At 44.6% G+C, this 11,947-nt stretch carries 22 protein-coding genes, 1 tRNA gene and 1 pseudogene; 7 read left to right on the forward strand and 17 right to left on the reverse strand.

Features of this window, described 5'->3' with window-relative positions:
- Positions 1 to 59: 59 nt before the first annotated feature.
- The 3 genes from LC653_RS41260 to LC653_RS41270 all read right to left on the reverse strand — a co-directional run bounded on the left by LC653_RS41260 (position 60) and on the right by LC653_RS41270 (position 1,162).
- Positions 60 to 431 (reverse strand): hypothetical protein, encoded by a 372-nt coding sequence (locus LC653_RS41260; RefSeq protein ID WP_229501082.1) that lies wholly within the window; start codon positions 429 to 431, stop codon positions 60 to 62.
- Between the two features lie 49 nt (positions 432 to 480).
- Complete coding sequence (locus LC653_RS41265; RefSeq protein ID WP_229501083.1) at positions 481 to 831, reverse strand: hypothetical protein; 351 nt, start codon at positions 829 to 831, stop codon at positions 481 to 483.
- 85 nt (positions 832 to 916) lie between these two features.
- On the reverse strand, positions 917 to 1,162 hold the full coding sequence (locus LC653_RS41270) for a hypothetical protein (RefSeq protein WP_229501084.1): 246 nt from the start codon (positions 1,160 to 1,162) through the stop codon (positions 917 to 919).
- A gap of 38 nt (positions 1,163 to 1,200) precedes the next feature.
- Here LC653_RS41270 and LC653_RS41275 point away from each other — a divergent pair, with 38 nt between their 5' ends.
- Entirely contained in the window at positions 1,201 to 1,731 is a 531-nt protein-coding gene (locus LC653_RS41275; RefSeq protein WP_229501085.1) for a site-specific integrase, read from the forward strand.
- A gap of 112 nt (positions 1,732 to 1,843) precedes the next feature.
- Here the strand turns inward: LC653_RS41275 and LC653_RS41280 are convergent, their stop codons facing one another.
- From LC653_RS41280 to LC653_RS41295, 5 genes are all read right to left on the reverse strand, one after another.
- Entirely contained in the window at positions 1,844 to 2,035 is a 192-nt protein-coding gene (locus LC653_RS41280) for a DUF6887 family protein (protein ID WP_229501086.1), read from the reverse strand.
- Entirely contained in the window at positions 2,032 to 2,205 is a 174-nt protein-coding gene (locus tag LC653_RS41285) for a DUF6888 family protein (RefSeq protein ID WP_372478292.1), read from the reverse strand. The genes LC653_RS41280 and LC653_RS41285 overlap by 4 nt, the downstream gene beginning before the upstream one ends.
- An 89-nt stretch (positions 2,206 to 2,294) precedes the next feature.
- Entirely contained in the window at positions 2,295 to 2,444 is a 150-nt protein-coding gene (locus LC653_RS41290) for a DUF6887 family protein (RefSeq protein ID WP_229501087.1), read from the reverse strand.
- 4 nt (positions 2,445 to 2,448) lie between these two features.
- Complete coding sequence (locus tag LC653_RS46600; protein ID WP_372478291.1) at positions 2,449 to 2,613, reverse strand: DUF6888 family protein; 165 nt, start codon at positions 2,611 to 2,613, stop codon at positions 2,449 to 2,451.
- 69 nt (positions 2,614 to 2,682) lie between these two features.
- Entirely contained in the window at positions 2,683 to 3,123 is a 441-nt protein-coding gene (locus tag LC653_RS41295) for a KilA-N domain-containing protein (RefSeq protein ID WP_229501088.1), read from the reverse strand.
- Positions 3,124 to 3,320: 197 nt separating this feature from the next.
- Between LC653_RS41295 and LC653_RS47695 the strand changes: the two are divergent.
- The 4 genes and pseudogenes from LC653_RS47695 to LC653_RS41310 all read left to right on the forward strand — a co-directional run.
- Positions 3,321 to 3,416 (forward strand): annotated as a pseudogene (locus LC653_RS47695) (hypothetical protein); the annotation flags it as partial.
- Positions 3,417 to 3,677: 261 nt separating this feature from the next.
- Complete coding sequence (locus LC653_RS41300) at positions 3,678 to 3,980, forward strand: hypothetical protein (protein ID WP_229501089.1); 303 nt, start codon at positions 3,678 to 3,680, stop codon at positions 3,978 to 3,980.
- Entirely contained in the window at positions 3,941 to 5,071 is a 1,131-nt protein-coding gene (locus tag LC653_RS41305) for a hypothetical protein (protein WP_229501090.1), read from the forward strand. Before LC653_RS41300 ends, LC653_RS41305 begins: the two co-directional genes overlap by 40 nt.
- Positions 5,037 to 5,330, forward strand: coding sequence for a hypothetical protein (locus LC653_RS41310; RefSeq protein ID WP_229501091.1), 294 nt, complete (start codon positions 5,037 to 5,039; stop codon positions 5,328 to 5,330). Before LC653_RS41305 ends, LC653_RS41310 begins: the two co-directional genes overlap by 35 nt.
- Positions 5,331 to 5,380: 50 nt before the next feature.
- On the opposite strand, the gene LC653_RS41315 is transcribed toward LC653_RS41310, so the two are convergent.
- From LC653_RS41315 to LC653_RS41335, 5 genes are all read right to left on the reverse strand, one after another.
- A complete protein-coding gene (locus tag LC653_RS41315) occupies positions 5,381 to 5,782 on the reverse strand; it encodes a hypothetical protein (protein ID WP_229501092.1) in 402 nt (133 codons plus the stop codon).
- Positions 5,783 to 5,786: 4 nt separating this feature from the next.
- Positions 5,787 to 6,002 (reverse strand): hypothetical protein, encoded by a 216-nt coding sequence (locus LC653_RS41320; RefSeq protein ID WP_229501093.1) that lies wholly within the window; start codon positions 6,000 to 6,002, stop codon positions 5,787 to 5,789.
- A gap of 117 nt (positions 6,003 to 6,119) precedes the next feature.
- Entirely contained in the window at positions 6,120 to 6,410 is a 291-nt protein-coding gene (locus LC653_RS41325; protein WP_229501094.1) for a hypothetical protein, read from the reverse strand.
- 20 nt (positions 6,411 to 6,430) lie between these two features.
- Entirely contained in the window at positions 6,431 to 6,946 is a 516-nt protein-coding gene (locus LC653_RS41330; protein ID WP_229501095.1) for a hypothetical protein, read from the reverse strand.
- Complete coding sequence (locus tag LC653_RS41335; RefSeq protein WP_229501096.1) at positions 6,939 to 7,193, reverse strand: hypothetical protein; 255 nt, start codon at positions 7,191 to 7,193, stop codon at positions 6,939 to 6,941. Before LC653_RS41335 ends, LC653_RS41330 begins: the two co-directional genes overlap by 8 nt.
- A gap of 88 nt (positions 7,194 to 7,281) precedes the next feature.
- Between LC653_RS41335 and LC653_RS41340 the strand changes: the two genes are divergently transcribed.
- Positions 7,282 to 7,611, forward strand: a complete 330-nt coding sequence (locus tag LC653_RS41340) for a hypothetical protein (protein WP_229501097.1) — start codon at positions 7,282 to 7,284, stop codon at positions 7,609 to 7,611.
- A gap of 237 nt (positions 7,612 to 7,848) precedes the next feature.
- On the opposite strand, the gene LC653_RS41345 is transcribed toward LC653_RS41340, so the two are convergent.
- The 4 genes from LC653_RS41345 to thrC form a co-directional block, all read right to left on the reverse strand.
- Positions 7,849 to 8,010: a ribbon-helix-helix domain-containing protein gene (locus LC653_RS41345; RefSeq protein WP_229501098.1), complete on the reverse strand. Its 162-nt coding sequence runs from the start codon at positions 8,008 to 8,010 to the stop codon at positions 7,849 to 7,851.
- A 123-nt stretch (positions 8,011 to 8,133) separates the two neighbouring features.
- Positions 8,134 to 8,204: transfer RNA gene (locus tag LC653_RS41350), tRNA-Cys, on the reverse strand.
- 282 nt (positions 8,205 to 8,486) lie between these two features.
- Entirely contained in the window at positions 8,487 to 9,077 is a 591-nt protein-coding gene (locus LC653_RS41355; protein WP_229501099.1) for a chromophore lyase CpcT/CpeT, read from the reverse strand.
- A 402-nt stretch (positions 9,078 to 9,479) separates the two neighbouring features.
- Positions 9,480 to 10,571 (reverse strand): threonine synthase, encoded by a 1,092-nt coding sequence (gene thrC, locus LC653_RS41360; protein WP_229501100.1) that lies wholly within the window; start codon positions 10,569 to 10,571, stop codon positions 9,480 to 9,482.
- Between the two features lie 870 nt (positions 10,572 to 11,441).
- On the opposite strand from thrC, the gene LC653_RS41365 reads away from it, so the two are divergent.
- Positions 11,442 to 11,633 carry a hypothetical protein gene (locus tag LC653_RS41365; RefSeq protein WP_229501101.1) on the forward strand — a complete coding sequence of 64 codons (192 nt, stop codon included), beginning with the start codon at positions 11,442 to 11,444 and terminating at the stop codon, positions 11,631 to 11,633.
- Positions 11,634 to 11,947 lie beyond the last annotated feature (314 nt).

Genomic DNA, 11,947 nt, shown 5'->3' on the forward strand with positions numbered 1-11,947 from the left:
GAGCACGGGTCAGATTGCTGGGGTATGCTTTACTCATGTTGCTCTCTCAGTGCTGTCTACTATCTATTCACAGCGTATACTGAGAGAGCTTTTTTACCATCTCTCCGACTTTTCAAACAGCCTCTTAATACTTTGTAATTATCACCATCTTCCAAAGCTTTGCCAGTCTGAACTAATTCCATCCCAGCTTCATAGCGTTTCCAGGCAAACTTGTAATTATAAATCTGTTCTGGTGTAAATATTCTGGGTCTGCCAGTAACAGTAACTTCAAAATCTTCTATAAAAGCAAGTCGAGGCGCGATCGCATCATCAGGAATTGAATTACCATCGCTTAATTTTCGCTGACGTGATTTTTTGTTAGGAGCCTTGAAAGATATCCTACTACTTTGTGGCAGACTAAAAAATCGCGGAACATCACCATTTTTACCCATTAATAATCACCTCCAGTTACAGTTAGAATCACCCCAGCAGTAACTGTCCCTAATGCAGCGTACAACGCATAATCAGCAGGTAATCGCAATCCCCTATTTGGTGTAGCTGGAGTTTGGGAAGCTGGAGAAAGAATTCTCGGTAGCTGCACTTCAATCGGGTAGCTTGCGATCGCGACAAAGCAACCGACTCAGAATAAGAAACATAAATAATTTGAATGCTGGGATTGTGACCAATCACCCACGCCACCCACATGGCAATCCAGGTACTTTTAGTGCTTCCTCTTGGGGCTAAAATGCTGAGGCTATCCCCTGCAACAAGGTTTAATCCTTGAGAAGATTTCCCGGTGACTAGTTCGGTAATCCAATCAAGGTGATGGGTCGCAGCTGCCTTACCTGCCACATACTCAGCAAAGTAGCCAAAATCATCAAGTCATCAATTAAGTTGGCGTTGATGATCAGCAGTTTTTGCAAGGCGTCTTCAACCTCTACCCCCGAAAATGCGATCGCATATCTTGATAAATACCTTGGTGACTTATGAGTGAAGAATTAGCTAAAAAAGCATATCTTGCCTTCAAGCAGTGGTGTGACCAACTAGGTAATCCTAGTCTCCCAACCAAGTCCCAAAGCAACTCTCGTAAATGATCGAGTGTGACGAGGTAATCAAATTGCCCGTAGATGGAAATGATTCTATAGGTAGCGACTTCTCCTGAAGTTTCGCGCCTGATTCGCAAAACGGCGCAGTTTTTCCCGTCCCATCGCTTAAGGATTTTTGGGTAGGCACGGCGCTGCGTCGTTGGGAACAGGTAGCCGTCGCACTATGAAGCAGGCGCTAGATGCGATCGCACTCCTGCTCACCAACAACACCCATGATGCTCTGTCCTGCCCTTGGGGAGAACTGCCCTATCAGCACACGATGGCTATCCGCAGTGCGTTGATGGAAAAATATGCACCCGCTACAGCGAACAAGATGCTGGCAGCGCTGCGGCGGGTACTGAAGGAAGCGCAGCGACTGGGGCAGATGTCGGCAGAGGATTACGCCAAAACTGCTGACATCAAGCGGGTGAAATCGTCTGTTTTGCTCAAAGGGCGATCGCTCTGTGCGGATGAGTTGGGAAAATTACTCAATGTCTGCGTTGGGGATAAATCAATATTCGGTGTTAGGGATGCCGCGATGTTGATGGTTTTACGAATTGGGTTGCGGCGGGGTGAAGTAGTGAATCTAGATTTATCTGATTTTGACCAGTACCTCCAGCCTTGCCTACCCGGCTGCTCTGGGTCAAGCAAATCACCATCGCCATAGAAAGTTTTTGTCGTTTCTTCCACTGTCCACCTGGATCTAGCTTTGTATTTCTTTTCGGAAAATACCTGCTTCTGCGTAATGAGCTTTTTCTTGGTGTGTCATAAGTCAATCACTATTGCGCTTCCTGACCTATCCGCTTTCGCATTTCTGCTTCGAGTTCTTCCGGGGTGGTTACTGCCACACGTCCCGGCGCGGTTTGTAACAAATCCATGTATCTATGAAATGCTTGCACGTCATCAGGATGCGATCGCACGTAAGCTAGTAATTCATGCCGTGTCATGTTGTCAAAATTAGGTTGTGTCATACAACTGACCGTCCGTTAGGGTAAATTTCTATTTCAATTGTTTCGCCGACCAGGACAAAAATTCTTTTTACGCGTTCGTCAAAACGCACTACATTAATCGGCTGCAATAAATTGCTTGCCATCACGCACACCCGGTATAACTCTTTTAATTGATCTGCCGTTGGCTCCAATTTATCATCTCCTTTGGGAAAATTGCCCAACATAGATAGTCAAATCCTAACTTCTGCAAAAGTGCGATCGCTCTTAAGAAGGGAAATCTTCATTCTGGGGTTTGTTGTTTGAGATGTTCTAAAAATTCATCCACTGTACCCGTTTTTCCTTCATTCTGCAGACGCATCGCCATTGCGTGTATTGCATCTTCATCATCTCTGTGAGCCAGGATGTAAGCCCTTAGCTGTTTGGTTGTCATCTGATCAAAATTCGGCTTCTGTGGAATCATAGTTCGCCTTTCCTTCTTTACTGACTGATACCTCTGTTTCTTCGCCTGCGATTATTATTAAGTCGCCTGTTCTCTTGTCAGTAGTGACTAAGTATATAGGTGTGTACATCTTTGTTAATTGCTGACAAATTCTGTACATCGCATTTCAAAAAGGTGCGATCGCAATTAATAGTCATTCATTATCCCTGCGATCGCATTGCTGAAATACCTATGTAATAGTTTTGTAAGGTTGATAATACTCCATAGGTAACCATTCTTCTATCCAATCAGAAACTTGAAGGGCAAATGCTGGGCTGCACCACTGTCCTAAATGGACTGCAAGTTTATGGTGTATCCAGGTTCCTCCACCAAGCTCAGGAGAGCCACGTTTTACAATCACAAGATTTGGATAAACTTCTGAAACCCTTGTTTTTCCAAAATTATGGGATTTCCCATAATTGGGTAAAATACCTAATCTATCTGCTAAAGCAGCAACTAAATCAAAAGCAGAGTCTTGCCTAAGCCAGTCAGCAATATTTTTTCCGTGAGCAACACACATGGCAGTCCCATTGATAAATCCGTCTGACACGCGCTGGTCAACAATAACCCCGTTAACGTCTCGACTAACTTTGTAAATGTCTATCATAATAATCGTGGAATTTGAAAACATTTAAGGGGCTGACAGCACTACTCGTCAGCCCCTTATTAATTGCATACCATAAATTACTTAGCTTTAAATTAGAAATATTTAATACACTTATGGATAATTTTCCCACTTATATTAGTGGATGCTTATTAACCTTGAGGTTGAATATTCTGTTTCTCAAGGAGTGATAATTTTGCTTCACCACATGGGAAAGCGATCGCTGTGAATGTGGAGATTGCCACTGGCGGGGGGCGAAGTGCAAGCATCAGCTTGCCGTAGAGCAGTTCCGAGCCGAGCGGGAAGTCCGAGCGGCTTAAGAGGAAGGAGAAGGGCGATCGCAGAAATTAATCAGCACATGGAGAGTTTTGGAAATGAATGCAAAAGATAAAGAAGCTGTCGAGAATGCCAAAAGAGAGCAGAAACAGACACAGCCAAAAGTAGACCCGCTGGCAGCACAAACGGCTGGTAATGGGATCTGACTTTTCACGGTATGTGGAAAAGCCCATTTTGAGGGTTTTCCAAGCCCTGATTTTTTCGTTAGCTATTTTCATTAACTTAAAGCTATTGAGAATTAGCCTGTGGAAAAAGTCACGTTTTTTTGGGGCTTGAGGACTTCCCGTGAAAAGTCAGGTAATGGGATAGACGACACAATCATGTCGTTGTCGTTGGACATGAAACAGACCATTAAAAAAGTTGTCGTGCATAACGATTACACCAATCCAGCCAAACCGCAAAACACCTCGTTAACAGTCTCACCTGGGGGAATGACAACCCAGGAGAAAGACTTGAAAATTGCCAGATACAAAAACATTGGCAATAACTGGGATGCGATCGCAAGCTTTTGTGGTTCCCTCTGGGTACTGAGAAGTTTCAATCCCTGATAGGGATTCAACCAGTACCTACTGATTTATTTTACGAACCCATCGCCGTTGAGCCTGGTTACGCTCGGAAACTGGAGGGACTGTCTAAGGAGGTTGCTTCACTGGTGAAGTTGGGAGAGCCGGCTATCCAGTGGGACGAAGACGAGTGCATCTGGGAATTCCGCTTTGCTCCCAAGTACGAGACCCAAGATTGCCTGCTTGGCAATATCATTGATGACCCCAAAGAACTACCCAGAGTCATCGAACCTGATGACCCAGATTGGTTCAGGCGGGCCATTCGCGTTTCCTTCAGCTGTCTAATTCATGGGGGTATGGGTGCAGGCAAATCTGTATTAGTGAACAACCTTATATGTTGTGCCCAACAAGAGTTAGAGACGGTCTACGGCTTGCCACCTGAATTGGTACTGATTGACCCAAAGTTCCCCGATTCCGAGTGGATCATTGGTGGAAAGCGAATCAAACCAAACTATCGCGGCTGGGAAAGTGCGATCGCGGGTGTAGCCGATATGGGTGAGGAAGTAGACAACCGTCTTATTGAGGCCCAAAGGATAGCCGAGGAAATCGACGAGGAATTGTTCTCAGACCCCAGTTATGAACTTCCACTGCCAGAACGTACCCCCACCATCTGGGTAATTGATGAAGCAGCAGCCCTGCACGAACGTTATAAAAATGAGTTCTCTGACCCACTCAAGAATGCTTTTTGGGTTGGTCGGTCAACTCGGAACGTTGCGATCGCAATCGGTCAAAATCCCAATTGCAGTAACTACGGTTTGCAGCGACCCGATGCAGAAAATGCTAGCCTCTATCGCGCTATCCAAGAACAACTTGCAGAACAAGCAAAAGCGATCGCTCCTGTGATGGAAGAAGCGATCGCGCAAGCGGCAGAAGTTGCGGTATCAGAGGAGCTACAACCACAGGCTGATACCAGTTTCGCATTTTCAATCCCTGATAGGGATTTTAAAGCCTGTGCGATCGCGGTTCATACTAGTTTCTCACATCATACCTACGATGACGCGACGAGTTGGGAACTTTGCGATCAACTCAACAAGCAGGGATATGAGCGATTCTACACCAGACATATTGAAAGTTAACCAGCAAGCTGGCTTAGATGCTGTGAGTGCAATAGAGCATTTATCAGATCAAGAGTTAGGAGAACTCGTCTTGAAAGCACTAATTAATATGGGATGTCCAGCGAGTAATCTTAATGATTTATCGCTATTGGGTATGGACACAAGCAGGGAAGGGCTGCTGGATTTCATTGCTGGGAATGCCGCGATCGCACACGCTACCCCAGTAGATATGGATTGCCAGAAGTTGAGCGTAATCAAGGGGCATCAGACACTCTGGTAGATGACCGCCCTTTGCGAGTCCAGGACTAGCTGATGATATTGATTTATTCATCAACAAGGTTGACGAATTTCCCGACAAGGAATATTGGCAAGGTGTGGAATGCGATCGCACCCCGTGTTCTCTACGCCATCAACGGCGGCGAATTTCCCCAATTTGTATAGATAGGTGCAAGTCTTTTTTCTGGTGCGACTATCTGGTTTTGCGGCTCTCACTACCTCCAGTAGAGCATCAAGGGTGAGGGTGCGTAGCTTGCCGCCGTAGGCATCGCGATCCAGTTTATTAAAGATGCCTTGGTAATCCTTCCAGGTGGTCAGCGCCGCGTCTGTTTGCTTAGTGCGTTGCCAATGGTCGTCCTCGAAGCGTTGCAGCCACTCAGATATTATCTCCACCCCCTCTGGTGTCTCAATCCAGTTAGCCCAGGAAAATTTCCCAGAGTCCAGTTCAAGCCCCATTGCCTTAGCCTTGATGAAAGCTGCTTGCAAGGAAGGCTGGTGTGGCGTTGATATCCAAAGATACTTTCTGTTGGTAAGGCTGCTGTTTATTTATGTGCGGCTTAGGCGGTAGTGTTGCCCTCAGCCAGAGCCTGTTACCTTTGCGTTCAATGGATACTCTGGTATTTGCGGCTCGAAGCTTGCTATTGGCTTCGGCTATTTTACTGTCAATATCTGGCACTAAATTTGTAACTACTCAGTTGGCATACTTTGATGTATTTTGGCATATTCTGATACTGATAGGATTGGAGTTAGTCGAAATATTTCCCAGGCTATCGAAATATTTCGATGAAAGGTGCTAATCGAGTTGGCTACTATACATCTGGGTTATCCCTACTGAATCATCTAGAAGCATAGCCCTTTTATCGAGCGCGGTTCCTCCAGTTACCTGTTTAGCCCTAGCAGCCTGTTTAGCTCTAGCAGCCTTGTTAGCCCTGGTAGCCTTGATAGCCCGCTTGCGCCCTGTTTGGTACTGTTTGAGTTCCAGTACTTGCAATAGTCTTATTTGCTGTTCAGTAGTCAGTCGGTTGAATAACTCTTTCTGTTTGGCGGTCATCTTGAACTTGGTAGCTGGTTGCTTTCTAAGCATGATTCTGTTCCTCTAGGGATTTAATATTTTTGGTCTGATTCGGGGAAATAAACCTCTGGGATACCCATCTGCGCTTCTAGAGACTGAAGGATGATAGAGACATCTACAGTAGGGTCAGGGATAACCTCTCTAGCCATTCTGTCTTTGACTAGCTGTGAGGCCCATTCCCCCATCTCCTTAAGCATCCTAGCTACCCGCAGGTTATTATCAGCATTGAACTGGGCAGCTAGGGAATCAACAGCTTCCAGAGCGATCGCCAGTAACCTTTCTTGGCGGTCATCAGTGGTTAACCCATCTGCTGATACATTGGTGGTCAGTCTGGGGACTATCGAGGCATCCTGGTAAGTTGCCGGGGGCTTCTGGGGTTTACTGTGCTTTTTATGACTATAAATCTGCTGAGGTGTCACATGAACCCCCAGAGTTATCAGGTAATCAACTAGTGCGGTTGCTGGTAGCCCCATGTTGACCTTAGCCTCAAAGCTTTGCCTAGCCTCAGCATTCAGCGCACAAATAGGGCAATGACTTTTTCTACCCATTGGTTAAGACCTCCTTAAGTACCGCGATTAACCCATCAAGCCCTTGTAGGAACTCTGTTGATTCCAGGGAGCCTAAATACTCTAGGCACTTCCCATAAACAACCTTGGTATCCTTTGACATCCGACTGACCATTAGTACTTCCCTAGCTGTCTCAGCTACCGATAAGGGGGAGTCTTTACCCATCCCCTCTAACCAGTTGTAGGTATCATCATCAATCCTGAAACTTATCCGGTGTGGTTTTTTCATTGGTTATTCCCTGCCATATATAACTAATCTGTCAACCTGTTTTCTACTGAAGTTGACAAAGTATTAGAAACCAACCAAGGATTAAACAATGACTGGACATTTCCAACAAGCGATCGCTAACCATCAGAAAATGATTGATGAGTTGTTTGCCGAGGAAGCTAAAAAGAAAAAAGATGATGCTGATAAAGCATCTAGGAAGGCTGAATCCCAGAGACTAACCGTGCGTTTCATGGAAGACCTTATTGATTCCCAAATCAAGATCGGACAACTCAAATCATCTACTGTTGAGATTGTCTTAACCCATTGGAACAAACTATTTGGTCTGGAAGAAACCCAAGCGTATTATGTTTCTATTGTGGTCAAGCTTCTAACTCATGACTTTTATGGGGTTGAGTCAGCATCTAACTGGCATATTTAAGTAGAAACTGGCACAATAGGGTTAACCCATTTGTAATCATTCTGGTATTTTGTGCTGACTTAAGCTACACCCCTGACCCATAAAAAGACCCCTAGCGATCGCAGGGGGTTTTAGGGTGGTTTATGACACTGAAGCTATTTGGAAGGTAAAGACTTAATCAGTTTCTCGATAGCTTCTGTTTGTCTGTCCAGATTAGTATTCAGTCGGTCTAAGGACTGGTTAAGGTTAACCATTGAGTTATTCAGGCTGGTTATTGAATCTCTGAAGTTTCCCTTGGGTGGCTTGAGCGATAAGGTATCTGATTTGGGCTGCCATAGATAACCCATTAGCCGATGCAAGGGATTGTAGTTGCTGGTAGAGTTCATCATTTAGGGTAACTGGTAACTTAGTGGATGCCATTTAGATATCACTTGGATGTCTAGTTATATCTAAAGATAGTCAAGTTACCCTTTTGACTATCAGTTTGACTATCAAAATGCCTTTTGTCTTGTTTCTGAAAGTCCTAAAAGGCTGAAAGCCTTAAGGCGGCACCCGGATTTGAACCGGGGGTGGAGGTTTTGCAGACCTCTGCCTTACCACTTGGCTATGCCGCCACAGCACAATTCCTTGAACTACTTTAATATTTATAAGATATCTTAGTAGCCATAGGGCGCTAGTTAACCCATGATAGCATAGGATTCTGAGGTAGAGATAGTGGGTTAACTGGAGTTTCTGGTAGTCTTTAGGCGATCGCTAGATGGACATCATGAACCAAATCCAAAGTTTTTGAGGTAGAGATAGTAAGATGGTAGTGTTTAGGCGATCGCTAGATAGTCCTGATTACAGGTTGACCATAAGTTATGAGTTATGAGTTTTAATTCCTCACTCCTGACTTCTTACACCTTGACTTCATCGGCAAAATTACCCCATCGGAGAAAGTGAAATGGGCCGGCGATAGAACCCCAGAGACGTTCATCGGTGTCTAAATCTCTTCCCCGATCGAGGCTGAAAAATTCTTTAGCGTCAATCTCAAATTCGTTATCCAGATAAGTCTTTTTGCCGTCACGAACCACAATGCAGCATTTTCCAGGTTCAACCCTACCTTTAAAGCTGTTACCTGTCCACTCTACAACCATGTTGCAACCTGACATTTTTTCCAATTGGTCAACAGATAAAACTTTTAAAAGTTCCAAATCACGAGATGCGCCGTAAAATTTTTGTTCTTCTTTAACCGTGTAGTGTTCAATAACAATGTGGTTTTCTGCCGGAATCAACTTCATTACCCGCATCCGGTAGGGTTGATTGAGCATAAAATCATAAGCTTGTTCGAGAAACAAACTTACTCCTGAGAATAATTCCAAGGGAAGGGGACGGATGCACACGCGAATGTGGGCATAAAAAGGCGGATTTTCAAAAGCTTGTTCTTGATTGCTAAAGTCAGCTGCCATCCACCGGGCTAAAGTGGCAATATCAGTAGAATGAGTCACGTCGCTTCCCTCCGAATTCAAAATTCACGCATTCAAAATTAATAATCCCCATACTTCGGCTCCTTTCGACTTACTTCGACTACGCCCTTACTTCGACGCCGCTCAGTACAAGTCGGCTACGCTCAGGACAAGCTCAGTACAAGTCGCTCAAGGCAAGTCGCTCAGTAACCATAAATAAATTTAGAGGCTTGTATCATGAGTGTGTTTCGTTCATTACAAGATGATCAACTAGTGTTTAAAAATTATCTAGGATTATTTTGACACTCTCTAGACTGAAAAATCCTGGCTGCGATACTTTTGGTCGCCTTCTCTACAAAATGCTCTTGCTAGCAAGATCCCCGTAGGGGTATGCCTACGCAATTTTTCAATTAGCTATTACGATCGCGTTTAGTTCCACAATGCTTAAAATCCCATTACCTCGGCTACTGCACCCAATTTTGCTGCAATACCTTGTTTAAATTGACTGTGATTGTGTTTAATAGCTGTATCTGGGTCTTTTAGACCATTACCTGTGAGGACACAAACCACTGTCGCCCCTGTAGGAATTTGGTCTTTTACTTGCAATAACCCGGCTACAGAAGCGGCGCTAGCAGGTTCGCAGAAGATACCTTCTGATGCTGCCAAAAGTCGATAAGCTTCGAGAATTTCTGCATCGGTAACGGCGTGGAAATTTCCCTGACTTGCGGTTTGGGCTGCAACAGCTAACTCCCAACTAGCAGGGTTGCCAATCCGAATTGCTGTCGCTAGGGTTTCGGGATTTGCTACTGGCTGACCGGTCACTAAGGGGGCTGCACCTGCGGCTTGGAATCCCATCATTCGGGGTAAGCGATCGCACTTCCCATCTTGATGATATTGACAAAACCCCATCCAATATGCTGTGATATTACCTGCATTGCCCACGGGGATACACAGCCAGTCTGGGGCATCACCCAGCGCATCGACAATTTCAAAGGCTGCTGTTTTCTGCCCTTCTAGGCGGTAGGGATTGACCGAATTTACCAAAGTCACCGGATAGCTTTCGGCCATCTCGCGGACAATTTCTAGGGCTTGGTCAAAATTACCTTTAATTGCCAATACTTCTGCACCGTACAGTAAAGCTTGAGCTAACTTGCCCAACGCCACATAACCGTCGGGAATCAGCACAAAGGCATTCATACCCCCACGCCTTGCATAAGCGGCGGCGGCGGCTGAGGTGTTGCCCGTGCTGGCACAAATTACTGCTTTTGCGCCTGCTTCCTTAGCCTTGGAAATCGCCATAGTCATCCCCCGGTCTTTGAAGCTGCCGGTGGGATTAAGACCGTCGTATTTTACAAAAACCCGTACTTGTCTGCCAATGCGTTCTGCGATCGCAGGCGCTGGTATTAGGGGTGTGTTACCCTCCAACAGAGTGACAATCGGAGTTTTTTCGCTGACAGGCAAGTATTTGCGATAGGCTTCTATCAGTCCGGGCCAGGGTTGGCGATGAGATTTAGCAACAGACAGGCTCAAAGTCACGGGATTTAAAATTTCTTAATGTATTGGATTGGATATTTAGAAAGGGTGGCATAGGGAAGTGCAGGATGGGGAAGAGGAAGAAAGTGAATTTTTCTTTGCCCTGTCCCAGTTAAGAGTCCCCTAATTCCAAAATGAATATTATGTAAGAATATTATTTTTTGTGGTGCAGACGTTTAATTTTGCCATTTTTATTTTATTTAGAATGTGAGTTTATCATAACCGCCACGACGACCTGGGGATGCTGACGGAGTGAAAAATGATAGACAAATTTATAGGGCTTACGTAAGAACTCTCTGAAACACTTATTCCGACTTTGCAAAAAGCCACTTTTGTGCAAGGCGCTCCGCGAACGTATTTATGTGTATTTTACCACTTTAATCTCTCCATTTTTTAGCTTAAAATACGCAGTAGGCAGCCTTTCTTTTGCAGTAGTTTTATCCTTATTTTGACAAAGACGCTCTTGCTAGCTTGCTTCCACGTTCGCGGAGCGTGCCGTAGGCAAGTGGTACAAAGACTCTACACGAACGACAAGTGCTTCGCCCTAGATTTTTTCCTAATCTGGCGTAATTTAATATAATTTACAGGTAAATTTTTACGTAAATTACCCAATAACAGCGACAACAATTAATACAACTATAATTGGCAGGCTATCAATTAAGTATTGCTAAGTGCCATCGAGTGGACGGAAGCTTTGCACACTTGGGGCAATGTTTTCTCAGGAACACAGCCATTATGATCACAGTCTCTTATGATTGAATCTGAAATCCATTAGAGTAATTGATTGAAAATATACAATAATTTAATAAAGCTTAAAAAAGCAATATTATAATATTTCTAATGGTGTGAGTTAAGTTTTGGATTTAATTAGCGATGCCTACTTGTTTATCTAGTGTTTCCGATCGCGAGTCCCACGCTAACTGGGTCAGTAAGTTAACCAAGTCTTATTATCAAGACGATCAGCAAGCTAAGTTTATGCATTTACAAGCAGAGGTAGACTCTCTGTTACAGCAGTTGGAAAACCTGAAGCAGCAACGTCTAGCCGAAACCAACCAAAAAGAATAAGTCAGTTTTGGAGATAGCGATCGCTTTTCCCCTCTCTAATCTAAATTTAAGTGAGGGGTAAATTTGAGTAAGGGGCGTGCTATTCAAAGCGCTGATTTTTCTCTGACCAGCGCCTCAAACTGTAGTTATGAGCATTTTCGACTAATAAAGCTAAGGATTGCACCCCTGAAAGCTTGGCGAAGGCAGATAGTCGAATGGCACTAAGAAAAGCTCTAAGCTATACGGAATAAGGGCTACAGCTTTGAAAGTTATTGAACAGTCGAGGAGGGGTCAGGCGGTCGTCCTTGATGCAGTGTCATGGAAGCGATCGCCAC

The organism is Nostoc mirabile CHAB5784 (genome assembly GCF_020829645.1).
Classification (GTDB): Bacteria; Cyanobacteriota; Cyanobacteriia; order Cyanobacteriales; family Nostocaceae; genus Nostoc; species Nostoc mirabile.

What these genes read in the sequence shown, in the direction of transcription:
- LC653_RS41325 (WP_229501094.1), bottom strand. Translation starts at nt 6,410, where the DNA reads ATGCTTAGAAAGCAACCAGCTACCAAGTTCAAGATGACCGCCAAACAG.
- LC653_RS41260 (WP_229501082.1), bottom strand. Translation starts at nt 431, where the DNA reads ATGGGTAAAAATGGTGATGTTCCGCGATTTTTTAGTCTGCCACAAAGT.
- LC653_RS41335 (WP_229501096.1), bottom strand. Translation starts at nt 7,193, where the DNA reads ATGAAAAAACCACACCGGATAAGTTTCAGGATTGATGATGATACCTAC.
- LC653_RS41310 (WP_229501091.1), top strand. Translation starts at nt 5,037, where the DNA reads ATGAGCGATTCTACACCAGACATATTGAAAGTTAACCAGCAAGCTGGC.
- LC653_RS41295 (WP_229501088.1), bottom strand. Translation starts at nt 3,123, where the DNA reads ATGTTTTCAAATTCCACGATTATTATGATAGACATTTACAAAGTTAGT.
- LC653_RS41365 (WP_229501101.1), top strand. Translation starts at nt 11,442, where the DNA reads ATGCCTACTTGTTTATCTAGTGTTTCCGATCGCGAGTCCCACGCTAAC.
- LC653_RS46600 (WP_372478291.1), bottom strand. Translation starts at nt 2,613, where the DNA reads ATGTACAGAATTTGTCAGCAATTAACAAAGATGTACACACCTATATAC.
- LC653_RS41315 (WP_229501092.1), bottom strand. Translation starts at nt 5,782, where the DNA reads ATGGGGCTTGAACTGGACTCTGGGAAATTTTCCTGGGCTAACTGGATT.
- LC653_RS41280 (WP_229501086.1), bottom strand. Translation starts at nt 2,035, where the DNA reads ATGACACAACCTAATTTTGACAACATGACACGGCATGAATTACTAGCT.
- LC653_RS41290 (WP_229501087.1), bottom strand. Translation starts at nt 2,444, where the DNA reads ATGACAACCAAACAGCTAAGGGCTTACATCCTGGCTCACAGAGATGAT.
- LC653_RS41345 (WP_229501098.1), bottom strand. Translation starts at nt 8,010, where the DNA reads ATGGCATCCACTAAGTTACCAGTTACCCTAAATGATGAACTCTACCAG.
- LC653_RS41340 (WP_229501097.1), top strand. Translation starts at nt 7,282, where the DNA reads ATGACTGGACATTTCCAACAAGCGATCGCTAACCATCAGAAAATGATT.
- LC653_RS41330 (WP_229501095.1), bottom strand. Translation starts at nt 6,946, where the DNA reads ATGGGTAGAAAAAGTCATTGCCCTATTTGTGCGCTGAATGCTGAGGCT.